This is a genomic window from Delftia deserti, assembly GCF_042653485.1.
Classification (GTDB): Bacteria; Pseudomonadota; Gammaproteobacteria; order Burkholderiales; family Burkholderiaceae_C; genus Comamonas; species Comamonas acidovorans.
On the sequence record NZ_JBHSIH010000001.1, the window covers coordinates 6170305 to 6192643 of the forward strand.

18 protein-coding genes are annotated in these 22339 nt (G+C 66.0%); 8 read left to right on the top strand and 10 right to left on the bottom strand.

Features of this window, described 5'->3' with window-relative positions; translation table 11 throughout:
• Window positions 1-81: 81 nt before the first annotated feature.
• The 6 genes from ACFPFG_RS29030 to ACFPFG_RS29055 form a co-directional block, all read right to left on the bottom strand.
• On the bottom strand, window positions 82-2502 hold the full coding sequence (locus tag ACFPFG_RS29030) for a TonB-dependent siderophore receptor (RefSeq protein WP_312378480.1): 2421 nt from the start codon (window positions 2500-2502) through the stop codon (window positions 82-84).
• Window positions 2503-2691: 189 nt separating this feature from the next.
• Window positions 2692-3726 (bottom strand): FecR family protein, encoded by a 1035-nt coding sequence (locus tag ACFPFG_RS29035; RefSeq protein WP_380109371.1) that lies wholly within the window; start codon window positions 3724-3726, stop codon window positions 2692-2694.
• 14 nt (window positions 3727-3740) lie between these two features.
• Entirely contained in the window at window positions 3741-4340 is a 600-nt protein-coding gene (locus tag ACFPFG_RS29040; protein WP_380109373.1) for an RNA polymerase sigma factor, read from the bottom strand.
• A 215-nt stretch (window positions 4341-4555) separates the two neighbouring features.
• The gene (locus ACFPFG_RS29045) at window positions 4556-5854 is read right to left on the bottom strand and encodes a lysine N(6)-hydroxylase/L-ornithine N(5)-oxygenase family protein (RefSeq protein WP_380109375.1); all 1299 of its coding nucleotides are present in this window, start codon (window positions 5852-5854) and stop codon (window positions 4556-4558) included.
• Window positions 5855-5865: 11 nt separating this feature from the next.
• The gene (locus tag ACFPFG_RS29050) at window positions 5866-6978 is read right to left on the bottom strand and encodes a GNAT family N-acetyltransferase (RefSeq protein WP_380109377.1); all 1113 of its coding nucleotides are present in this window, start codon (window positions 6976-6978) and stop codon (window positions 5866-5868) included.
• Window positions 6979-7103: 125 nt separating this feature from the next.
• Window positions 7104-8069 (bottom strand): alpha/beta hydrolase, encoded by a 966-nt coding sequence (locus tag ACFPFG_RS29055; protein ID WP_380109379.1) that lies wholly within the window; start codon window positions 8067-8069, stop codon window positions 7104-7106.
• Between the two features lie 262 nt (window positions 8070-8331).
• Here ACFPFG_RS29055 and ACFPFG_RS29060 point away from each other — a divergent pair, with 262 nt between their 5' ends.
• Window positions 8332-10065, top strand: coding sequence for a cyclic peptide export ABC transporter (locus ACFPFG_RS29060; protein WP_380109381.1), 1734 nt, complete (start codon window positions 8332-8334; stop codon window positions 10063-10065).
• Between the two features lie 20 nt (window positions 10066-10085).
• The gene (locus ACFPFG_RS29065) at window positions 10086-10940 is read left to right on the top strand and encodes a formyl transferase (protein WP_380109382.1); all 855 of its coding nucleotides are present in this window, start codon (window positions 10086-10088) and stop codon (window positions 10938-10940) included.
• Window positions 10941-11108: 168 nt separating this feature from the next.
• On the opposite strand, the gene ACFPFG_RS29070 is transcribed toward ACFPFG_RS29065, so the two are convergent.
• The 3 genes from ACFPFG_RS29070 to ACFPFG_RS29080 form a co-directional block, all read right to left on the bottom strand.
• Window positions 11109-11867, bottom strand: a complete 759-nt coding sequence (locus ACFPFG_RS29070; protein WP_034394989.1) for a 3-hydroxyacyl-CoA dehydrogenase — start codon at window positions 11865-11867, stop codon at window positions 11109-11111.
• A gap of 131 nt (window positions 11868-11998) precedes the next feature.
• Complete coding sequence (locus ACFPFG_RS29075) at window positions 11999-13045, bottom strand: Fe(3+) ABC transporter substrate-binding protein (RefSeq protein WP_012206542.1); 1047 nt, start codon at window positions 13043-13045, stop codon at window positions 11999-12001.
• A gap of 301 nt (window positions 13046-13346) precedes the next feature.
• Window positions 13347-13895, bottom strand: coding sequence for a phasin family protein (locus tag ACFPFG_RS29080; protein WP_013801612.1), 549 nt, complete (start codon window positions 13893-13895; stop codon window positions 13347-13349).
• A gap of 323 nt (window positions 13896-14218) precedes the next feature.
• Here ACFPFG_RS29080 and ACFPFG_RS29085 point away from each other — a divergent pair, with 323 nt between their 5' ends.
• The 6 genes from ACFPFG_RS29085 (at window position 14219) to ACFPFG_RS29110 (ending at window position 21334) form a co-directional block, all read left to right on the top strand.
• Complete coding sequence (locus tag ACFPFG_RS29085; protein ID WP_034394994.1) at window positions 14219-14680, top strand: acyl-CoA thioesterase; 462 nt, start codon at window positions 14219-14221, stop codon at window positions 14678-14680.
• A gap of 115 nt (window positions 14681-14795) precedes the next feature.
• Window positions 14796-16016: a nicotinate phosphoribosyltransferase gene (gene pncB, locus ACFPFG_RS29090; protein WP_013801614.1), complete on the top strand. Its 1221-nt coding sequence runs from the start codon at window positions 14796-14798 to the stop codon at window positions 16014-16016.
• A gap of 61 nt (window positions 16017-16077) precedes the next feature.
• Window positions 16078-17505: a sodium:proton antiporter gene (locus ACFPFG_RS29095; protein WP_312378459.1), complete on the top strand. Its 1428-nt coding sequence runs from the start codon at window positions 16078-16080 to the stop codon at window positions 17503-17505.
• A 37-nt stretch (window positions 17506-17542) separates the two neighbouring features.
• Window positions 17543-18550 carry a 2-hydroxyacid dehydrogenase gene (locus ACFPFG_RS29100; protein ID WP_374617388.1) on the top strand — a complete coding sequence of 336 codons (1008 nt, stop codon included), beginning with the start codon at window positions 17543-17545 and terminating at the stop codon, window positions 18548-18550.
• Window positions 18551-18660: 110 nt separating this feature from the next.
• On the top strand, window positions 18661-20151 hold the full coding sequence (locus ACFPFG_RS29105; RefSeq protein ID WP_380110352.1) for a DNA recombination protein RmuC: 1491 nt from the start codon (window positions 18661-18663) through the stop codon (window positions 20149-20151).
• 1 nt (window position 20152) lies between these two features.
• Window positions 20153-21334 (top strand): MFS transporter, encoded by a 1182-nt coding sequence (locus ACFPFG_RS29110; RefSeq protein ID WP_197955809.1) that lies wholly within the window; start codon window positions 20153-20155, stop codon window positions 21332-21334.
• A gap of 70 nt (window positions 21335-21404) precedes the next feature.
• Here ACFPFG_RS29110 and ACFPFG_RS29115 read toward each other — a convergent pair whose 3' ends face one another.
• On the bottom strand, window positions 21405-22274 hold the full coding sequence (locus tag ACFPFG_RS29115) for an LOG family protein (protein ID WP_183019723.1): 870 nt from the start codon (window positions 22272-22274) through the stop codon (window positions 21405-21407).
• Window positions 22275-22339 lie beyond the last annotated feature (65 nt).

Consider the following 22339-nt stretch of genomic DNA (forward strand, 5'->3'; position numbering starts at 1 on the left):
TTCCAATGAAAAAGAGCGCCACGGCGCTCTTTTTTGCTGGAGGAGAGGAGAGGGCCGGTGCCGCCCGTCGCCCTCATCCACTCACCAACGGTAGGTGGCCGTGGCAATGGCCTTGCGTGGTTCGCCATAGAAGCAGCCCGTAGTGCAGCTGCCGACATAGGTCTTGTCAAAGAGATTCGTGACGTTCAGTGCCAGGCGCCAGGGGCCCGTGGTGTAGCTGACCATGGCGTCGAACAGCGTGAAGGACGGTACATCGAAATTGCCCGCATTGGGCTTGGTCTCGCCCTGGTAGCGCATGCCGGCGCCCACCTTGAGGTTGGGCATTCCGAAACGGCCAAAGTTGTAGTCACCCCAAATGGAGAACTGGTGGTAGGGAATGCCGGGTGACCGCATGCCGACCTGGGACGGCTGCAGAGGGCTGGCCTGCGTCGTGCGTGCATCGGTATAGGCATAGGCCGCGATCAGGTTTGCGTTGCGGCCCACGCTGGTACGGGCCTCCAGCTCGAAGCCTCTGGAGCGCACTTCGCCGATCTGGGCCGAATAGGTGGGATCAACGGGATCGGTCACCGAAACGTTCTGCCGGGTCAGCTGGTACAGCGATGCGGAAATCAGCGTGCTCGAACCCGGAGGCTGGTAGCGGGTGCCGATTTCGTACTGCGTGCCCGTCGAGGGGTCGAATCGCGATCCCAGGCGGTCCCGACCCGACGTGGGCTCGAAGGACTGACTGAAACTCAGGAAGGGGGCCAGGCCGTTGTCCGCCAAGTACACCAAGCCTGCGCGGCCCGTGAACGCCTTGTTCTTCTCGTTGTCTATGGATTTTTCGCCTGTGAACAGGTTGCTCTGGTTGTCCCGCGCGTAGTCGTAGCGGCCACCGACCAGGGCCACCCACTTGTCGGCGATCTTCATCTGATCCTGGACATACAGGCCCACCTGTCGCGTGTCGGCGTTGTAGGACCACCAGTTGTCACGCGTCGGCTCGCCCAGGGCGCCCCCATAGATCGGGTTGTAGTAGTCGATGTTGCCGGCCGTCCTGTCGTAGCGCTCGGACTGGTTCTTGGGCCGGGTGTAGTCGAACCCAACCAGCACCGTGTGCTCGATGTTGCCGTGCTTGGCCTGGTATTGCAGCGAGGTATCGGCGACCAGCGAGGAGGATCGCTCCCAGCGCAGCGTGCCGCCGCGAAAGGCGGACGTGCGCTGGTCCGCGGCGAGTCCGGAGACCCAGACCTGTGGGAAGTCGCTGTTGGCATGGAAGTAGCGCAGGCTGTTGCGCAACTTGAGCTTGTCGTTGAACGCATGCTCGAACAGGTAGCCGATCGAATAGCGCTCCACATCAAATTTGCTGTAGCCGGGCTCGCCGGTGAAGCGATTGCGCGGGATCTTTCCGTAGATGGTGGGGAAAATGGTGCCCTGCGCAGGCAGCCAGTAAACGTAGTTGGTCTTGTCCTTCTGGTAGTCGGCCAGCAGCGTCAACGATGTCGATGCGTTGGGCTGCCACTTCAGTGCCGGGGCAATGAAGCTACGGTCATCGCGCACATGGTCGACGAAGGTGTTGCTGTCGCGTTGCAGGAAGGTCATCCGGTAGGACCAGTCGCCATCCTTGTCCAGTGGCCCGCCGAAGTCCCCGGAGATCTGCTTTCGGCCGAAGCTGCCCAGCTCGAGGTTGAGTTCGTGTAGAGGGGTTGACGTGGGCCGCTTGCTGACCATGTTGATGATGCCGCCCGGGCCGGCAGAGCCGTACAGCACCGAAGCCGCGCCCTTGAGCACCTCGATGCGTTCCAGGCCGTAGATTTCCTGCTTTCCGTTGAAGGCGTTGACCGTGTACTTCGTTCCGTCGCGATAGACGCTGCCCGTGGCGGCCTGCGCCTGAAAGCCGCGTATGTAGATGGTGTCCTGCACCCGCGACAGGCCTTCGAAGCGGCTGACGCCAGCCACATAGCCAAGCGCATCCTGGATGCTCTGCGACTTCATCGTGTCGATCTCTTCGGCACCCACAACGGAGATGGACTGGGGCGTTTCGATGAGAGGCGTATCAGTCTTGGTGCCCGTCGCGCTGCGGCTGGCGACATAGCCCTGTATGGGGCCGGTGGCGGATTCGCGCAAGGCGTCTTCCCGTACCAGCACGGTGGGAAGTGTCGCGCCCTGGGCGGAGGGGGACGGGCTGCGGCGTATGGAGAATCCGCCGCTGGCCGTGCGCACCGCTTCCAGGGAGGTGTCCGACAGCATCTGGTGCAGGGCCTGCTCCGGCGTCAGCCTCGCTGTCACGGCACGTGATTGCAGGCCGCTCAACAGTTCGCCGGAGGCAAAGACGGGCAAGCCTGTCTGGCGTGAAAGCTCGTTGAGTGCACCTGCCAGCGGCTGGGCCGGCACGTCGATGTCAAAGACCTGGGCTGTCGCTTGTGCCTGTGGCTGGGCGCTGGCGAGGGGACTGTGAAGCATCAGGGTGGAGCCGAAGGCCGTGGCAAGGGCGGTACTGAGCAGATGGTGACGAGGCAGAGAACGCATGATTGGGAGGTTCCGGGTGCATTGAATGAGAGCTATTCCTGACGAGGCGCGGACTCCCGTTCTGTCCCGGTCACCACACGCCGCACTGCCAAGACGTATGGGCCACGAAAATGGAGACAGTCTGTTGCAAGAATGAAGAAAATTCGGGCCCACCGGAAGCCGCTGCGCTTGCCTCTGCCCGCAGGGGGCTCAGAGCATCTGCAGCAGCACGCCGCCACCGGCCTGCGGCAGCACCTTGATCGGCAGGATGGACGGCAGCACGGCCAGCAGGCCGGCCGAGTCATTGGCGCGAAAGCGCCCGGTCAGGCGCAGCGCGGCCACACGCGCATCGGCAGCTTCGATGGGCTGGGTGCGGTAGGCGTTGACCGTGGCCAGGGCCTCGGCCAGCGGGGTGTTCTCGAAGACCAGCCAGCCCTCGCGCCAGGCTGACAGGGCCGAGGCATCGGCCTGGCGCACGGCCTCGGGCTGGCCGTTGCGGATGTCCAGGATCTGGCCGGGCAGCAGGTCCAGCACAGCTGCCGATTCGGCCGCCGGATCCTGCGCATTGCGGCCCAGAACGCGGACCCTGACATGGCCGTGTTCCACGCCCACGGTGACGGGGCCGCCGCGGTCGCGCACGGTGAAGACCGTGCCCACGACCTCGATGCGGGCCTCGCGCGTGATGACCTCGAACGGGCGGTGGGGGTCCGAGGCCACCTCGAACCGTACTTCCCCTTGCGACATGGACACGCTGCGGCGCTGGCGGTAGAGCGTCACGGCAATGGCGCTCCGGGGCGCCAGCTCGACGCGGCTGGCCTGCAGCGGGGGCTTGCCGTCGGCCAGCGTGACCTTGAGCATCTGCGCGTTGCGCGTGGCATAGGCCGACGTGTGGATGGGCTGCTGCCAGTACCAGTAGGCACCCCGGCCCGCCAGCGCGCCCGTGCCCAGCAGCCCGGCAAAGGACAGCAGCAGCTTGCGGCGCTGCACGGTCTTGGTGGAGCGCGAGGCGGTGTCGGCCAGCAGGGCGGTTTCCTGGAACTGCTCGCGCAGGCCGCCGGACATGCCGCCCAGCAGGTTCCAGCGCAGGTGGGCCTCGCGCGCGGCGGCATCGTGCCGGGCTGATTTCCCGCGCCATTCGCCCAGGGTCAGGCGGGCCTGGTCGGCCACCGGGTCGGGAGCGATTTCGCTTTGAACGATCAGCGTCAGCGCATGCTCGACCATGCGCTCGCTAGGTGCACTTGCCATGGAAAGGGGAGGGGTCAGGAAGCGTCGTCGGTCAGTGTACTGTGGTCGAAATCCATGGCGCTGCCCAGCGCATGGTCCTCGATCAGTTCGGAGCGCAGCTGGGCCAGCACGCGCGAGCAGTCCAGCGTGGCGCGCACCATGTGCTTGGCCACGGCCATCTCGGTGATGTTGAGCTGCTCGGAAATTTCTGCACGCGTGTAGCCGTGGGCACGAAAGAGGATGAAGACTTCGCGCCGGCGCGGGGGTAGTCCCTCCAGAGCCTCGACGACGCGCTTCAGGATCTGGCGCTGGGCAGCCAGGGTTTCGCTGGAGGGTACGCTGTGCTGCACCGCCATTTGCTGGCGCGTCCAGTCCTGGGCGGTCTTGCGCTTGCGCGCATCGTCTATGCACAGATTGCGTGCCACGCGAAACAGCAGGGCGCGCGGGGATTCGATGCCGGCGTCGGGCAGCACCTCGGCCTTCTTGCCGCTGCGCAGGCCCAGGGCGTGCACATAGACCCGCTCGAAGCTCGATTGCGCGATGTCGGCTGCATAGTGCGGATCCCTGAGATCGCGCGTGAGCTGGCGGCGCAGATCGCCATAGTGAGCCACGAGTTCCTGGATCAGGTCACGCATCCGGATACCTGCCTTTCCGCAAGGGCGATGGGTTGGAACCCCTGGGTCCGTACAGAGAAGGGCCTGCCGGATGCTGCAACCCCGGCCAGGGCCGGGGCGGTGCAGCAGCGGGCATGGGATTCAGCGGCGCAGGCGATTCGAATTCAAATGCAAATGGTTTGCATTCAAATTATGGCATGGGAGATCCCTGCGCCATCATGCCGCCCTGCGATCTTTCAATCCTGCAGCGCCAGCTGTTCTGTGCGCGCAACATCGGGTCTTTGGGCTTGCGCTGCCAGCAGGGCTTCACCGATTTCGCCGGTGCGCACCGAAGTGACGGACAGCAGGGTGTCGCTGAGGCCGTGCGAGTCCTCACAGGCGCCCTGCAGGAAGATGGCAGGGCGAAAGTCCGGCGTGGTGTGCACCTGGTAGTCGCGGCTCACGGAAAAGTCTCCCAGGTACGGAGCCAGCGGCTCCAGCAGGGTCTTGTGGTGCTCGCGCGCATAGCCGGTGGCCAGCACCACCACGTCGTAGCGCGATGCATGGTCGATGCCGCTGTTGAGGTCGCGCAGCCCCAGGTGGATGCCGTCGCCGGCCGCCCGCACGTCGTGCACTTCATGGCGGCGCAGGAAGCGGTGGCGCGTGTCGCCGACGACTTTCTGCTCGTAGAACACCTTGAAGATGCTCTCGATCAGCTCCAGGTCGGGGCAGGCGTAGTTGGTGTGCCAGAACTCGCGCAGCAGGGCGCCGCGCTCGTCGTGCGGGCGGCTGTAGACATGGTCCACGAAGTCGGCGTTGAAGATTTCGTTGACGAAGGGGCTGTCATCGGACGGGCGGATGGAGCGGGCGCGCATGACCAGGTCGATCTCGGCCGTGGCGTAGCGGCCGTGCAGGTCCATGAAGATTTCCGCTGCGCTTTGGCCCGCACCGACCACGGCGATGCGCAGCGGCCTGGCATGCTCGGCAATGCTGCGCAGATAGGCGCTGGAGTGGAAGACGCGCGCATCGCCGCGCAGGGGCTTGAACTGCTCGGGAATGCTGGGCGTGCCGCCAATGCTCATGACCAGGCTCTGGCCCAGGCGCTCATGCATGTTGCCGGCCGCATCGCGCGAGCGCACGCGCAGCAGCTCGACCTTGCCATCGCGTTTTTCGGGCAGCACCTCGATGACTTCCTGGCCGTAGACGCAGCGGTCCTCGAACTTGGCGGCGGCCCAGGCCAGGTAGTCGTTGAACTCGTGGCGGCTGGGGAAGAAGGTCTTGAGGTTGATGAAGTCCTGCAGCCGGCCCTTCTCGTGCAGGTAGTTGATGAAGGTGAAGCGGCTGGTGGGATTGCGCAGCGTGGCCAGGTCCTTGAGGAAGGACACCTGCATGTGGGCCTGCTCCAGCAGCATGTCCCGGTGCCAGGCGAAGCGCGGCTGCTTTTCGATGAAGACGGGGTGCATGGCCCGCGCGGTGGTTTCGCGCTCCTTGAGGGCGATGGCCAGGGCAATGTTGGAGGGGCCGAAGCCGATGCCGATCAGCGGGTGGGTTTGCATGGAAGGTCCTTTCATTGGGTCGATGCGTCCAGTGCGTCCGGCGCGACTGCGTCGGTCTGCGGTATCCACAAGGCGTCTGCGAAAAAGCGTTCCCTGAGCAGGACTCCCAGCACGGCGCGCTTGTGCGGGAAGTCGAATTCCTTGACCAGCGCATAGCCGCAGCGCGGCAGGCTGTTGCGCATCTTGCGGTTGTCGGCGCGCGGCTCCACGACGATGCGCTGGGTGCGGCAGTCGTCCAGAAAGAGGTAGTGCGACAGCGAGGGCAGCCAGGCCGTCAGGTAGGGCCGGCCGCGATAGGGCGCCTCGCCCACCAGCGCGTGCCAGCCCCGGTCGTGGTCGCCAGCGTCATAGAAGGGGGCGATGCGGTCTTCCTTGGCCCAGTAGGCCTCGAAGTAGCCGAAGGGCTGGCCGTCGAAGCAGCCGATGAGGCCCAGCGCATGCGGGTCGCCGGCCATGCGCTGCAGGTAGGCGCGGTGGTGGGCGAGGTCGCCGCTTTCCTCCCAGAAATGCGCGACGACCGGGTCGTTCATCCAGCGGTGGATGAGGGGCAGGTCGGCCTCGGGCTCCACGGTGCGAAAGCTCAGCGTGCGGCCCAGCCAGGGGATGAAGCGGCGGTAGACCTCGCCGCGCGGCTTGTGCAGGCGCACGGGGTGGCGGCGACCTTCGCTGATCGTGTAGTGCAGCGCATAGGGTGGGCGCGGGCGGGGCAGCCACAGGGGCTGCTGCCACAGCACGCTTCTTGCCACGCGCGGGGCCTGGCCCGGCTGCAGGCTGACAAGGCTGTCGCGCAGGCCGGGCGGCAGCCGGGGCAGGGACAGCTCGATGGCTTGCGCATCGGGATGCAGGCCAAAGCCGGCCTGCAGCGCGGCGAGCAGTTCATCCGCTTCGGGCATGCCCGAGCAGGGGCCCAGCCATTGCAGCTGCATCAGGCCTGGCGCGGCCGTGGGCGACAGGTTCCAGAGACTGGGCCTGCCGGGCCTGCCGGCATCCACGGCCTGCGAACGTTCCAGGCGCAGCCGTTGTCCTTCGCTGAAGACGGTGATCGTCTCGGCGCCCGCATGGGCGAGGTAGCTGGCGCCGCAGGCGTCTGGTGGCGATGGAGCGGTGGCTTCGGCTGGACGCACGTGGACTCTTTCAGATGGGGCGCCCCGCACGCGGCGCATGGGGAAGGGCACGGACTCGAACAAGGACACAAAGAGGGAGACAAAGCGGCCTCATGACCGGGATGACGCGCAGACGCGGCAAATGTTCACGCCAGGGCCGGGCTGCGGGTGGCCTGGAAGGGACGGGCCAGCGCCTTGCAGAGCCGGCCGCGCAGCACCTCGGCCTCTTCGGTGATGGCGCCCAGCCGCGCAAAGTCATGGACCATGCCGGCGTAGACCTGCAGGTCCATCTCGACGCCGGCGGCCTGCAGCCGTTCGGCATAGCGCCTGCCTTCGTCGATCAGCGGGTCGTACTCGGCCAGCACCATCAGCGTGGGGGCCAGCCGGCCCAGGTCGGATGCCTGCAGGGGGGCAAAGCGCCAGTCCTGCCGGTCCGCATCGCTGCGCAGGTATTGGCCGAACATCCAGGCCAGGGTGTCACCTTCCAGCAGATGGCCGGTGGCCAGGCGCGCATGCGAGTCGCTGTCCTGCCGTGCTGCCGTGCAGGGGTAGAGCAGCAACTGCAGCAAGGGCTGGGGCATGCCCGCGTCGCGCGCGGCGATGCACAGGGCCGTGGCCAGCGTGCCCCCGACGCTATCGCCGCCAATGGCCAGCCGCTGCGCGTCCAGGCCATGGCGGCGGCCGTGCTCCAGCAGCCATGCCAGGGCGTCCTCTGCGTCGAGGAAGGCTGTGGGAAAGCGGTGCTCTGGCGCCAGCCGGTAGTCGATGGCCAGCACGCTGCAGGGCGTGCCCAGCGCCAGGCTGCGGCACAGGCTGTCATGCGAGTCGAGCCCGCCCAGCACATAGCCGCCGCCGTGAAAGAACAGCAGGCAGGGCGCGGGTGTGCCCGGCGGCCCGCCCCGGTAGAGCCGGGCGCGGATGCGTGCGCCGTCGCGCGTGGGCAGATCCAGGTCTTCCATGGGCAGGTCATCGCCCGGCAGGTCCAGCGCCAGCGTGGCGTGTTCGTAGGCGGTGCGCGCCTGCACGGCCGTCATCTGGCTCATGCGCGGCCGCCGGGACGCCTGGGCGTTGGCGAGTTCGAGAAAGTCTTGCAGATCGGGGTGGAGAGCCATGGCGTCCTTGAAAGGCAATGGGCAGAAGTGCGGCACGGAAAAGACCGGCGGGCAAAAGGCGCAGGCATGACGCCATGCATCAGCCTTTCATCGAGATGACGCGTGGCGCGCGGATTTGTTCATGGCCGGGGGGTGAACATTTCCGGCGCCCGTACGTCTTGCAGGAAGGAGATGCGGTGCGCAATGCAGCGCCTCCACGCACGCCGGGGCAGGCCGGCATCAAGAGTTCACGCGCTCCAAGGTGCGCAAGAGGAATCCCGTTATGCAAAAAGCCAGCCAACCGCCTTCCGAGGTATTGCGCCTGCTCCAACCGTTCCTGCCATGGATCGCCCTGTCCGTGATGGCGGGCATCTGCGCCGGCGGTGCCACGGTGGCGCTGCTGGCCACCATCAACCAGGTACTCAATCGACCGGGCGGACTGGCGGGTGGCCTGTTGCTGATCTTTGTGGGCCTTTGCGTGACCGCGCTGGTGGGCCGTGCAATCTCAGATGTCTCCACCAACCTGGTGGGGCAGCGTCTGGTCGCCCAGGTGCGCAAGAGCCTGGCCGAGAAGATTCTGGCTGCGCCCATCGACGCCCTGGAGCGCTACCGCACGCATCGCCTCATGCCCGTGCTCACGCAGGATGTGGACATGATCAGTGACGTGGCCTTCGTGCTGGCCTCAGCCCTGATCGCCGTCGCCATTGCGCTGGGCTGCCTGGCCTATCTGGCTCTTTTGTCGCCGCTGCTGTTCGGCATGCTGGTGGTAGCCCTGTCGATCGGAGTCACCATCCAGGTGGCGGCCCAATCGCGCGGCGTAGCGGGTTTCTGGAAGGCCCGTGACCAGGAGGAGACGCTGCACAAGGCCTATCGCAGCATCAGCGAAGGTGCCAAGGAACTGCGCATGCACCGCTCCCGCCGCAGCCGGATTTTTCGCGAGCAGATCGAGCGTACGGTGAATGTGATCCAGAGTGTGAACCACCGCGCCATCAATACCTATGTCATGGCGACTGCTTTCGGCTCGGCGCTGTTCTTTCTGTTGATTGCATTGATCCTGGGTTGGGCCTCCATCCGCACGATGGAGCCCGTGGTGCTCAGCGGCTTCGTGCTGGTGCTGCTGTTCCTCAAGGGGCCCATGGACCAGATCGCGGGTGCCTTGCCGAACGTGGGCCGTGCCAAAGTGGCGCTGCAGCGCATAGCCGACCTGTCGGCGCGCTTTGCCAGCCCCGAGCCGCATCTGCACCTGGACACCCCGCCCGGCGAGGTCCATCTGGACAGCTGCCTGGAGCTGCGCGGCGTGCGCTATGCCTTCGATGCGCCCGAAGGCGGCAAGGCCTTCGAGATCGGCCCCATCGACCTGAAGCTGGACAAGGGGGAGCTGGTCTTTGTGGTGGGCGACAACGGCTCGGGCAAGACCACGCTGATCAAGCTGCTGCTGGGCCTGTACGCGCCGCAGCAGGGCGAGATCCTGCACGACGGCCAGCCCGTCACGGCGCAGACGCGCGACGACTACCGCCAGCTGTTCACCACGGTGTTCTCGGACTTCTACCTGTTCGAGGACCTGGTGGCCGGCGGCGAAGAGGGCCAGGCCGCCGCGCTGCCCGAGGCCGCGCTGCCCTACCTGCAGCGGCTGGAGATCGCCCACAAGGTCAGCGTGCGCAACGGCAGCTTCAGCACCATCGACCTGTCCACCGGCCAGCGCAAGCGGCTGGCCCTGGTCCATGCCTATCTGGAGGGCCGGCCCGTGCTGGTGTTCGACGAATGGGCGGCCGACCAGGACCCGAGCTTCCGCCACCTGTTCTACACGGAGCTGCTGCCCGAGCTGCGCGCCAAGGGCCATCTGCTGGTGGTGATCTCCCACGACGACCGTTACTTCCACCTGGCGGACCGCATCGTGCGCATGGAGGCCGGCCGCATCGTGCCGCCGCACGAGGGCCAGGAAGATCAAGACCGCCAGGAACACAAAGAGCCCACGGCGGCCCGCCCAACCCGCGACGGCGCGCTGGCCGCCACCTGATTCACGCTGAACTCACGAACATGGCAAAGACAAAACTCGTCTACATCTGGTCCTTGAGAAATGCGGCCGCCGACCGGGCCGGCCAGCACATAGCCTACAAGGGCGCAACGCGCTACATGAAGTCGCCACTGGAATACCTGGGCGAGTTGCTGGACAGCAGCCCGCTGGGCGATATCTACAGCCTGGAAGCCGTGATCCACGACGATGACGAGGCCTCATCGCGCGACCGGGAGAAGATCGGCGACTACGGCTTCAGCTACCAGCCGGGCGGGCGCTGGTTCTATCCGCCGGACCTGCGCATCCAGGGGCGCAGGGTCAATGACCTGCTCATGGCCGTGCCGTCCTCCTACCGGCGCCTGCCGCTGAACGATCCGCAGCGCGCCGTGGGCAAACAGATGTTCGAGGCGCAGCTGCAGGACAGGCTGGTGCAACTGGGTGCCGAGCGGGTGGTGCTGGACGGCCTGCTCGTCATCCTGGACCGGCTGGTGCGGCCCGGCGCCCTGTTTCATCGCAGGATCGCCAACATCCATCCCGGCATCACGCGGCTGGAGTCACCGTACGAACGCCGGGGCGCCTGCGCCACGCTGGATGCGCTGCATGGCGCACAGGGCCGCAGGATCGTGGACTGGAACACCATGGAACAGCGCCCGGTCCAGCCCCTGTTCAAGACCGGCGCATCCTTTCACTACGTGGACAACGGCATAGACTCCGGCGAAGTCATCGCCGACGTGCTGGGCACCGACATCGACCCCGCTGACACCATCCTCGAACTGCGCTGGAACAACTTCCAGCACAGCCTGTTCCCTGCATTGCGCAAGGGGCTGGAGATGATGGCCAGAGCGCCTGCAGACACGCCTGCAGACACCACGGTGTGACAACGCTCGTATCTCAAAAACCGGCACGGCCCGAAGCGAGGGACACCGAGCAAGGGCCTATGCCGGCCGCGCCGCCCCGCCCCGCCCCGCCCCGCCGCGAGGGTGTCGTCCCCCTCCCTCGCGAAGCGAGTAGAGAGGGGGAAGCGGCGCAGCTGCTCAGGGGGTGCTTCACCTCGGTGCCAGGCGGATCGCCCCATCGAGCCGGATCACCTCGCCATTGAGCATGTCGTTGTCCAGGATGTGGCGCACCAGCTTGGCATAGTCCTGGGGCGTGCCCAGGCGGCTGGGGAAGGGCACGCCTGCGGCCAGCGCGTCCTGCACTTCCTGCGGCATGCCGAACAGCATGGGCGTGCCGAAGATGCCGGGAGCAATCGTCATGTTGCGGATGCCGTTGCGCGCCAGGTCGCGCGCAATGGGCAGCGTCATGCCGACCACGCCGCCCTTGGACGCCGCATAGGCCGCCTGGCCGATCTGGCCGTCGTAGGCCGCCACGCTGGCCGTGGAGATCAGCACGCCGCGCTCGCCCGTGCTCTCGGGCTCGTTGGCCGACATGGCGGTGGCGGCCAGGCGGATCATGTTGAAGCTGCCGATCAGGTTGACCGTGATGGTCTTGGAGAACAGCGCCAGGTTGTGCGCGCCGTTCTTGCCCACGGTCTTCTCGGCCGGCGCAATGCCTGCGCAGTTGACCAGGCCCGCCAGCTTGCCCAGGCTCACGGCCTTGTCCACCACGGCCTGGCCATCGGCTTCCTGGCTCACGTCGCATTTCACGAAGACGCCACCGATCTCGCGCGCCACGGCCTCGCCCTTGTCCGCCTGCATGTCGGCAATCACCACCTTGCCGCCCTCGGCCGCCAGCATGCGCGCCGTGCCTTCGCCCAGCCCGGAGGCGCCGCCCGTGACGATGAATACCCGGTCCTTGATCTGCATGGAATGTCTCCTTGGTTATCTGACGTTGACGTAAACGTAACTCTCAAATTATGCATGCAGCCCCGGCCGCAGCCATGTCGCGCCCAAGAAAAAGCCCGGCAGTGCCGGGCTGGTGATGGGCGCGATGGGGATTACTGGAACCCGGCACGGTCCAGCATTTGCTGGACCTTGGTCATGTTCTTGCCGACAGCCGTGATCGGGATGGTCTCGCTCTTGAAGGGCTTGCCGCCGGTCATTTCCTTGAGTGCGGGGTTGTCCAGTTCCACGCCCTTGGCTGCGGGCCACTCGTTGTTGCCGTTGGCAAAGTAGTTCTGGGCGGCGGGGCTGGCCAGGTACTCCAGGAACTTGACGGCGTTGTCCTTGTTCTTGGCGTGGCGAGCCACGGCACCGCCCGCGATGTTCAGGTGCGTGCCCCAGCTGGACTGGTTGGGAAAGACCACGCCGATCTTGCCGACCACGGCCTGGTCCTCAGGCTTGCCCGAGCGCATCATGCGCGCCAGGTAGTAGCTGTTGGTCACGCCGATGGTGCATTCGCCCGAAGCCACGGCCTTGATCTGGTCGGTGTCGCCACCCTTGGGCGGGCGGGCCAGGTTGGCCTTCATGCCCTGGATCCAGCCTTCGGCCTTCTGGTCGCCCATGTGCTCGACCACGGTGCCGAACAGGCTCAGGTTGTAGGGGTGAGAGCCAGAGCGGATGCACAGCTGGCCCTTGAACTTGGGGTCGGCCAGCGATTCGTAGTTCTGCACGTCGGCAGGCTGGACCTTGGCCTTGTTGTAGACGATGACGCGGGCACGCGTGGACAGGCCGAACCAGCTGATGCCGTCCGCCGTGGGCTGGGCGCGCAGGTTGGAGGGGATGGCGTCTTCCAGCAGCTTGGAGTGGATGGGCTGGAACAGGCCATCGACCTCGCCGCGGTACAGGCGCGCGGCATCGACCAGCAGGATCACGTCGGCCGGCGAGGCCTGGCCCTCGGCCTTCAGGCGCGCAATGATGCCGGCGTCATCGCCGTCCACGCGGTTGATCTTGATGCCGGTGGCCTTGGTGAAGCCGTTGTACAGCTCCTCGTCCGTGGAGTAGTGGCGCGCGGAGTAGAGGTTGACGACCTGGGAGTCGGCAATGGCTGTGCCGGCAGCCACCAGGGCGCAAGCGGCAAACAGGGCTTTCAGGGATTTCGACATGAAGACAGGCCTCTCTTTGTTGGCAAAGCGCGATGATAGGTCAAACGCGAATTGTTCTTAATAAAGGGTGGGGCCTGTCTAAGGGCTTGTATGAGGCGCTCCCTGGTGGGCCGCGAGCCAAGGCGCGCGAAAAAGCGCACGAAAAAAAACCCAGTCCAAAGACTGGGTTTGAAAGGATCCAGAAACGGGGGTTTCAAGAGGATCCAAGGAGACAACTGGTCAGGTCTTTCGACCCGGGATGCGTGCAATTATGCGGGTAATCACTGATTCTTGCACGCAGCCCTGTTGTAAGACGGCGTGATCAACGCTTGCGGGTCTGGGCCGACTGGACGGCTTCGTTGGCGGTGTTGGTCACGGCCGTGAAGTTGGCTTCCGCCAGGTCCGAAGCCTGCTTGACGGCCTTTTGCACCGACTCGAAGGCATTGTTGGCAGCCGACACGGCGCTCTTCATCACGGCCACGGCGGTTTCGGAGCCGGCGGGTGCGTTCTTGGCGGTGGTATCCACCAGGGCGCTGAAGTTCTTTTGCAGGTCGGAAGCCTGGCTTTCGAAGGTCTTGGCCAGCTCGGCGCCGGTGCCGCTGGCGATGTCGTACAGGTGACGGCTGTAGGCAGCGGTCTTCTCGGCCAGGGGCTGGAACAGGTTGGCCTGCAGCGACAGCAGTTCCTGTGCGTCCTTGACGCTCAGGACAGCCTGGGTGTGCTGGGCGGCTTCGGTCAGTGCGGCGCGCGAGGCGGTCACATTCAGTTCCACCAGCTTTTCAACGCCTTCGAAGGCCTTGCTCGTCAGGCCGAACAGGGTTTCCAGGTTGGCTTTTTGTGCGCTCAGGATTTGGTCAGGGGTCAAGCTCATGTCAGTCTCCAGAAAAACGGACCACAGGGTCTCGGGTTACGGGGAATCGCCTGCGCTGACTTGACCGAAGTGTCATGTTGCAGTGCAGCATGGGTCTTATTGTAGGGATTGCAAAAAAGGAATCAAGTACCTGATGCTGCGGTGCAGCAAAAAAATTCGGAAAGCTGTGGGTTTTTTGTAAGTCTTTGATTTTGAATTGGTTTTATGTCGGTTTGACGACATTTTTCAGTTGGCATGCTTACTCGCTTGGCGAGTGATTGGCAGCAGTGCGCGTCGTGATGGCGACAGTGGCCGGGGACAGGGCGCATTCGGCCGGCGGCACAATGGCCGCCATGAATGAATCGCCCCCGAGCCGCCCCGCGCCGCAGCCCCGTTCGGCCTATGCGGCATTCCGACGCATCAGCACGCGCTGGTCGGACAACGATGTCTACGGGCACGTCAACAACGTCGTCTACTACAGCTGGTTCGATACGGCGGTGAATGCCCATCTGATAGAGCAGGGCGCGCTGGACATTCATGCGGGCGAGACGATAGGACTGGTCATAGAGACCCAATGCAATTACTTCGCCCCGCTGGCCTTTCCGCAGGAGGTGGAGGCCGGCATCCGCGTGGCCCGCATCGGCGGCTCCAGCGTGCGCTACGAGGTGGGGCTGTTTGCGCAGGGCGAGCCGCTGTCGGCCGCAGCCGGGCATTTCGTGCATGTCTATGTGGACCGGCAGACGCGCCGGCCTGCCCAGATTCCGCAGGCGCTGCGCCGGGTGCTGGAGCCGCTGCTGCGCGGTTGATGGCGTGCGGGGCGCATGCAAGGCGCCCGCTCGCATCGCGGCGGCGTGTGGATGGCCTACACTCGAAAGCTGTCTGCCATCTGACCGCTTGGGCGCTTACCGCCCGGCTCTGTCCATGATCATCACCAGCCTGCTCGATACCGACCTGTACAAATTCACGATGATGCAGGTGGTGCTGCACCAGTTTCCCGGGGCACAGGTCGAGTACCGTTTCAAGTGCCGCAATCCCGGCGTGCAGCTTGCGCCCTATGTGAACGAGATTCGGGCCGAGATCCGCTCGCTGTGCAGCCTGCGGTTCCAGGATGCAGAGCTGGCCTACCTGAGCTCGCTGCGCTTCATCAAGAGCGATTTCGTCGATTTCCTGAGCCTGTTCCACCTCAACGAGAAGTGCGTCACGGTGCAGGCGCTGCCCAGCGGCGAGATCGACATCACCATCCGCGGGCCCTGGCTGCACACCATCTTGTTCGAGATTCCCGTGCTGGCCATCGTCAACGAGGTGTACTTCCGCAACACCCAGCCGGTGCCCGATTTTCCCGAGGGCCGGCGCCGGCTGGATGCCAAGATCGCGCTGCTGCAGCAGCCGGGCCTGGAGCAGCTCAAGATTGCCGACTACGGCACGCGCCGCCGTTTTTCGCGGGCCTGGCATGAAGAGGTGCTGCGCGTGCTGTGCGCACGCCTGGGCCGGCCCGGCGCATCCGCGGAGTCCGAGGGACAGTTCGCGGGCACCAGCAACGTGCTGTATGCCATGAAGCTGGGCGTGCGGCCCCTGGGCACGCTGGCCCATGAATACCTGCAGGCCTGCCAGTCGCTGGGCCCGCGCCTGCGCGACAGCCAGATCTTCGGCTTCGAGTCCTGGGCGCGCGAGTACCGCGGCGACCTGGGCATTGCGCTGTCGGATGTCTACGGCATGTCGGCGTTCCTGCGCGATTTCGACCTGTACTTCTGCAAGCTCTTCGATGGCGCGCGCCATGACAGCGGCGATCCGTTCGAGTGGGGTGAGCGGCTGCTGGCCCACTACCGCGCCAACCGCATCGACCCGCTGACCAAGACGCTGATCTTCAGCGACGGCCTGACGGTGCCGCGCACCATCGAGCTGTTCCAGCGCTTCCACGGGCGCTGCCAGCTGGCCTTTGGCATCGGCACCAACCTGACCAATGACCTGGGCGACGCGCCCGACCATGTGCCGCTGCAGATCGTCATCAAGATGACGCGCTGCAACGGCCAGCCCGTGGCCAAGCTCTCGGACACGCCGGGCAAGAGCATGTGCGATGACGAAAAGTACCTGGCCTATCTGCGCCAGGTGTTCGAGATCGCGGCGCCTGCGGCACAGACTTGATCACTGCACGGCCCGCTGCCAGGAGGGGACAGTGAATACAGAACAAAGAGGAGACGGGAACATGAAGGCCTTGCGTGGATTGGTGGTGCTTCTTGTCGCCTGCGTGCCCTCCTGGGCCCTGGCGGCCGAAATCGATGGCGGCCAGCTGTCGGTGCTCTGGGGCGTGCCCTTTGCGGGCATGCTGCTGTCGATTGCCCTGGTGCCGCTGGCGGCGCCCCATTTCTGGCACCGGCATTTCGGCAAGTTGACGGCGGCCTGGGCGCTGGCCTTCCTGCTGCCCTTTGCTGCGGTGTTCGGCGCGGGCGCGGCCCTGGCCAACCTGGTGCATGCGCTGCTGGCCGAGTACCTGCCCTTCGTGATCCTGCTGACGGCGCTGTACACGGTGTCGGGCGGTATCTATGTGCGCGGCAATCTCAAGGGATCGCCGGGGCTGAACACGGCCATCCTGGCCATCGGCGCCGTGCTGGCCAGCTTCATGGGGACCACGGGCGCATCGATGCTGCTGATCCGGCCGCTGCTGCGTGCCAACGACAACCGCAGGCACCAGGTGCATGTGGTGGTGTTCTTCATCTTCATCGTCTCCAATGCAGGGGGCTCGCTGACGCCGCTGGGCGACCCGCCACTGTTCCTGGGTTTTCTCAAGGGCGTGGACTTTTTCTGGACGGTGCGCCACATCTTCACCGAGACCTTGTTCCTGGTCGGCGTGCTGCTGGCGCTGTTCTACGCGATCGATACCTGGCTGCTGCGCAAGTCCGGCGAGGCGGACCTGCCCGATCCCACGCCCAGCATCGACGCCTCGGGCCGTGCCAGCCGCCTGGGCTTCGATGGCAGCGTGAACTTCGCGCTGCTGCTGGCCGTGGTGGCCCTGGTGCTGATGAGCGGTCTGTGGCGCACCGATGCAGGGCTGGTGCTGGCCGGCACGCATGTGGGCCTGCCGGGGCTGGTGCGCGATGCGGGCCTGATCGTGGTGGCGCTGCTGTCGCTGCGGCTCACGCCGCGCAGCGTGCACCAGGCCAACGAATTCGGCTGGGGGCCGATGCAGGAGGTGGCCAAGCTGTTCGCGGGCATCTTCCTGACCATCATCCCCGTGATCGCCATGCTCAAGGCGGGCACGGGCGGGCCGTTCGGTGCCATCGTGGGGGCCGTCACGCGCGCCGACGGCACGCCCGATCCGCTGATGTACTTCTGGGCCACGGGCCTGCTGTCCTCCTTCCTCGACAACGCGCCGACCTACCTGGTGTTCTTCAACACCGCAGGGGGCGACGCCGCGCAGCTGATGACCACGATGGCCTCCACGCTGGCGGCCATCTCCGCGGGCGCGGTATTCATGGGTGCCAACACCTATATCGGCAACGCGCCCAACCTGATGGTCAAGGCCATTGCCGAGGAGCGCGGCGTGAAGATGCCCAGCTTCTTCGGCTACATGGCCTGGTCGCTGGGCATTCTGGTGCCGCTGTTCGTATTGATGAGCTTCATCTGGTTCCGCTGAAGAACCGCCTCCCGCCAAGACAAGGAAAGAGACAGACATGGCAAGCAAACCCCGCATCCTGATCGCCCGCGCCATCCCGCCCGAGGTGGTGCGCAAGCTGGAGCAGCACTTCGAGGTCGAGTCCAACCAGGACGACGTGGTCTGGAGTCCGCAGGAGCTGGCCGTGCATCTGCAGGACAAGGATGGTGTCCTGACCACGGGCTCGCAGACCATCGATGCGGCGCTGCTGGCGGCCTGCCCGCGCCTGAAGGTCGTGGCCAACATGGCCGTGGGCTACAACAACTTCGACGTGCCCGCGATGACGGCAGCGGGCGTGCAGGGCACGAACGCGCCCGACGTGCTGACCGAGACCACGGCGGACTTCGGCTTCGCCCTGCTCATGGCCACGGCCCGCCGCGTGACCGAAAGCGAGCACTATCTGCGCGCCGGAAAGTGGAACTCCTGGCGCTACGACCTGTTCGCCGGCTCGGAAGTGCACGGCAGCACGCTGGGCATCATCGGCATGGGCCGCATCGGCCAGGGCATTGCCAAACGCGGGGCGCATGGCTTCGGCATGAAGGTGGTCTATCACAACCGCTCGCGGCTGTCGCCCGAACTGGAAGCCGAATGCAAGGCCGGCTACGTGGGCAAGGATGAACTGCTGGCCATGGCCGACCATGTGGTACTGGTGCTGCCCTACACCAAGGAAAACCACCACACCATAGGCGCGGCCGAGATCGCCAGGATGAAGCCCACGGCCACGCTGATCAACATCGCGCGCGGCGGCATCGTCGATGACGCGGCGCTGGCCAGGGCGCTGCGCGACAGGACCATTGCCGCCGCCGGCCTGGACGTGTTCGAGGGCGAGCCCTCGGTCCATCCCGACCTGCTGACTGTGCCCAATGTCGTGCTGACCCCGCACATCGCCAGCGCCACCATGGGCACGCGCAGCGCCATGGCCGAGCTGGCAGCCGACAACCTGATCGACTTTCTGAGCGGCAAGGGCCCGCGCACGCCCGTGAACCAGCCCGAAGCGGCGGCCGCCGGCGCGCGCGCCAAGGCCTGAGTGCCGTATTCCGACAATCGCGGGGAGGCAGGCCATGGCCGCTTCCCGCTGCATGGAGCTGAAGCAAGATCTTGACCCAGATATCCGGAGTATGGTGGGCGGCATGGGCCGTGCTGCTGTTGGGGCAGGCGGCCGTGATCTGGCTGTTGTGCAGGCGCTCGGCGCAGCGCGATGACGGGGTGGCGCCGCAGCAGTTGCTGCAGGCGTTGCAGATGCTGGACGTGCGGCTGCAGCAGCTCGAGCGCGGCGCCCAGGCCACGCAGATGGCCGTGGCCAAGAGTGACGGCGGGCTGGACCGCGTGTCGCAGCAGCTGCAGGCCCATCTGGCCCAGGCCCAGCTCGATGCCCAGGCCGCGCGGCGCGAGCAGGGCGAGGCACTGGCGGCCTTTCGCATGGAGCTGGGCCGGCTCACGGTGCGTCTGGCCGCCGACAGCGCCCAGGCCCGCGAGGCCCAGGGCGAGAGCACGCAGCGCTTCAACGCCCATGTGCAGGAGCGCTTCGAAGCGCTGGCGCAGACCACGCGCAGCACGCTGGACTCGCTCAAGAACGACATCCAGCAGCAGCTGGGCGGGCTGGCGCAATCCAGCCAGGTCCATGCCGAACAGCTGCGCGGCACGCTCAACGAGCGCCTGGCCACCATCCAGTCGGACAATGCGGCGCGCCTGGAGGAGATGCGGCGCACGGTGGACGAGAAGCTGCATGCCACGCTGGAGCAGCGCCTGGGCGAATCGTTCAAGCTGGTCAGCGACCGGCTGGAGCAGGTGCACAAGGGCCTGGGAGAGATGCAGACGCTGGCCGGCAGCGTGGGCGATCTCAAGCGCGTGATGACCAATGTGAAGACGCGCGGCACCTGGGGCGAGCTGCAGTTGGGCGCCATCATCGAGAACGTGCTCACGCCCGAGCAATACGCGCGCAACGTCAAGACCGTGCCCGGCAGCGACGACATGGTGGAGTTCGCCATCCGCCTGCCCGGGCGCAGCGACGAGACGCCGGTCTGGCTGCCCATCGATGCCAAATACCCGGTGGAGCAATACCAGCGCCTGCTCGACGCCCAGGATGCGGCGGACAAGGCCGCCATTGTCTCGGCCGGCAATGCCTTCGAGGCATCGATCAAGTTCGAGGCCCGCAAGATCCATGGCAAGTATGTGAGCCCGCCCCACACCACGGACTTTGCCGTGCTCTACCTGCCCACGGAAGGCCTGTTTGCCGAGGTCATGCGCCGCCCCGGCCTGGTCGAGGCCGTGCAGAACGGCTGCCGCGTGATGGTCACCGGCCCGGCCAATCTGGCCGCCATGCTCAGCAGCCTGCAGATGGGCTTCAAGACGCTGGCCATCGAAAAGCGCTCCTCCGAGGTCTGGGCCGTGCTGGGCCAGGTCAAGACCGAGTTCGCCAAGTTCGGCGAAGTGGTGGATGCCACGCGCAAATCCATTGATGCCGCCGCCAAGCGCTTCGAGCAGGTGGGCGTGCGCACGCGCGCCATCCAGCGCCAGCTGCGCGATGTGCAGGAGCTGCCCGCGCCGGCCTCCGGCGCAGCGCTGCCCGGTCTGCCGGACGACAAAGGCACGGCGGCGGGCATGGAGCCGGGATCGGGGCAGGATTGAGATGAATCTGGCGCTGTTCAAAGTCATCATGGCCCAGGTCAGCGTGCATGCCACCATGGCAGGCATGCGGCTGGCAGCGCCCTTGCTGGCGCTGCAGCAGGGCTATAGCGCGGCGGCCGTGGGCATTTTGCTGGCGCTGTTTGCGCTGACCCAGGTGTTCCTGGCGCTGCCGGCCGGGCGCTTCGCGGACAAGCACGGCTTTCGCAAGCCATTTTTCCTATCCATGCTGGCGGCCAGTGGCGGCTGCGCGCTGGCGCTGGCGTTTCCGGTCTATCCCGTGCTGTGCCTGGTGGCGCTGCTGACGGGCGGTGCCAGCGGCGCGGTTGTGATTGCCGTGCAGCGCCATGCGGGGCGGGTCACCCACGATGCGTTGGCGCTCAAGAAGGTGTTCAGCTGGCTGGCCATAGGGCCGGCCATCTCCAACTTCATCGGGCCCTTCAGCACGGGGCTGCTGATCGATCACGCGAATTTTGGCGGCGAGGGCAGCACCATGGGCTACCGCGTCGCCTTCGGCCTGCTGGCCCTGGTGCCCGTGCTGGCCTGGAGCTGGGTGCGCCACACGCAGGAGCTGCCGCCCGTGCGTGCGCCCATAGGAGGCCCCAAGCAGCATGCCTGGGACCTGCTGCGCGACCGCAACTTCCGCAACCTGCTGCTGGTCAATTGGCTGCAGTCGGCGTGCTGGGACGTGCACACCTTCGTGCTTCCGCTGCTGGGCCATGAGAAGGGGTTGAGCGCCTCGGTCATCGGCACGCTGCTGGGCATTTTTGCCGTGGCGGCCGCCGCCATCCGCCTGGCCATGCCGCTGGTGGCCGAGCGCCTGCGCGAAGGCGCCGTGATCTCCGGCGCCATGGCCATCACCGCCTTCGTCTTTGCGCTGTACCCCTTCATGGACTCGGCACTGACCATGGGCGTGTGCTCGGTGCTGCTGGGCTTTTCGCTGGGCTCGGTGCAGCCCATGGTCATGAGCATGCTGCACCAGATCACGCCCGAGCACCGCCATGGCGAGGCGCTGGGCCTGCGGCTCATGGCCATCAATGCCTCCAGCGTGGCCATGCCCGTGCTGTTCGGCTCGGCGGGGGCGTTGATCGGCGTGTCTGCGCTGTTCTGGGTGGTGGGCGCGGCCGTGGCCTCGGGCATCCGCACGGCCTGGTTCATGGGGCTGTCGCCGCGCAAGCCGGAATGAAAAAAAGCGACCTGCGCCTTGGTGCGCAGATCGCCTTGCGATGCGGTGGCGGCCTGCCGGCCGCTGCGGCTTACCAGCCGCCAGCGTGGAACTGCTTGATCAGCGCCCAGGCCTCCACCGGATCATCGGTGTAGCGGAACAGCTGCAGGTCCTTGGGCGAGATCGTGCCTTCCTCGATCATCAGGTCGATGTTGAGCAGCCGCTTCCAGAACTCGGTGCCGAACAGGATCACGGGCACGGAATGCGTCTTGCCGGTCTGCATCAGGGTCAGCACCTCGAACAGCTCATCCAGCGTTCCGAAGCCGCCGGGGAAGGCCACCAGGGCCTTGGCGCGCATCATGAAATGCATCTTGCGCAAGGCGAAGTAGTGGAACTTGAAGCTCAGGTCCGGCGAGATGAAGCGGTTGCCGTTTTGCTCGTGCGGCAGCTCGATGTTCAGTCCGATGCTGGGTGCCCCCACGTCATGGGCGCCCCGGTTGGCCGCTTCCATGATGCCGGGGCCGCCTCCCGTGCAGATATAGAGGCGCTCCTCGGGCGGCTGGTTCAGGCTGTCGGCGGCCACGATGCGCGTGAAGGCGCGGGCCTGTTCATAGCGGTGGGCATTGCGCACGGCGCGCTCGGCCACGGCAATGCGCTGGGGATCGTCGCTGGCCTGTGCGTCGGCCAGTTGCTGCTCGGCCTGCTCCAGGTCCACGAAGCGTGCGCTGCCATAGACCACGACGGTGTTTTCTATGCCGCGTTCGATCTGCGCCAGGTCGGGCTTGAGCAGTTCCAGCTGCATGCGGATGCCGCGGGTTTCGCGGCGGAACATGAATTCCGGGTCCGCGAAGGCGAGGCGATTGGAGTTCTGCTGCAATGCCATGCCGTTGTGCGCCTGGTTGTGAAGGGCCGACCAGCCGTTGGCCAGATCGGTATCGGTCAGGGGGGAAGAGATTTGCATGAACCCTCGTACACAGAAAAACCCAGGGCGGCCACGCCTGTGGCCGTTCCATCAAATACGTTGCC

What these genes read in the sequence shown, in the direction of transcription:
- ACFPFG_RS29030 (WP_312378480.1), bottom strand. Translation starts at nt 2,502, where the DNA reads ATGCGTTCTCTGCCTCGTCACCATCTGCTCAGTACCGCCCTTGCCACG.
- ACFPFG_RS29035 (WP_380109371.1), bottom strand. Translation starts at nt 3,726, where the DNA reads ATGGCAAGTGCACCTAGCGAGCGCATGGTCGAGCATGCGCTGACGCTG.
- ACFPFG_RS29040 (WP_380109373.1), bottom strand. Translation starts at nt 4,340, where the DNA reads ATGCGTGACCTGATCCAGGAACTCGTGGCTCACTATGGCGATCTGCGC.
- ACFPFG_RS29045 (WP_380109375.1), bottom strand. Translation starts at nt 5,854, where the DNA reads ATGCAAACCCACCCGCTGATCGGCATCGGCTTCGGCCCCTCCAACATT.
- ACFPFG_RS29055 (WP_380109379.1), bottom strand. Translation starts at nt 8,069, where the DNA reads ATGGCTCTCCACCCCGATCTGCAAGACTTTCTCGAACTCGCCAACGCC.
- ACFPFG_RS29060 (WP_380109381.1), top strand. Translation starts at nt 8,332, where the DNA reads ATGCAAAAAGCCAGCCAACCGCCTTCCGAGGTATTGCGCCTGCTCCAA.
- ACFPFG_RS29065 (WP_380109382.1), top strand. Translation starts at nt 10,086, where the DNA reads ATGGCAAAGACAAAACTCGTCTACATCTGGTCCTTGAGAAATGCGGCC.
- ACFPFG_RS29070 (WP_034394989.1), bottom strand. Translation starts at nt 11,867, where the DNA reads ATGCAGATCAAGGACCGGGTATTCATCGTCACGGGCGGCGCCTCCGGG.
- ACFPFG_RS29075 (WP_012206542.1), bottom strand. Translation starts at nt 13,045, where the DNA reads ATGTCGAAATCCCTGAAAGCCCTGTTTGCCGCTTGCGCCCTGGTGGCT.
- ACFPFG_RS29080 (WP_013801612.1), bottom strand. Translation starts at nt 13,895, where the DNA reads ATGAGCTTGACCCCTGACCAAATCCTGAGCGCACAAAAAGCCAACCTG.
- ACFPFG_RS29085 (WP_034394994.1), top strand. Translation starts at nt 14,219, where the DNA reads ATGGCCGCCATGAATGAATCGCCCCCGAGCCGCCCCGCGCCGCAGCCC.
- pncB (WP_013801614.1), top strand. Translation starts at nt 14,796, where the DNA reads ATGATCATCACCAGCCTGCTCGATACCGACCTGTACAAATTCACGATG.
- ACFPFG_RS29095 (WP_312378459.1), top strand. Translation starts at nt 16,078, where the DNA reads ATGAAGGCCTTGCGTGGATTGGTGGTGCTTCTTGTCGCCTGCGTGCCC.
- ACFPFG_RS29100 (WP_374617388.1), top strand. Translation starts at nt 17,543, where the DNA reads ATGGCAAGCAAACCCCGCATCCTGATCGCCCGCGCCATCCCGCCCGAG.
- ACFPFG_RS29110 (WP_197955809.1), top strand. Translation starts at nt 20,153, where the DNA reads ATGAATCTGGCGCTGTTCAAAGTCATCATGGCCCAGGTCAGCGTGCAT.
- ACFPFG_RS29115 (WP_183019723.1), bottom strand. Translation starts at nt 22,274, where the DNA reads ATGCAAATCTCTTCCCCCCTGACCGATACCGATCTGGCCAACGGCTGG.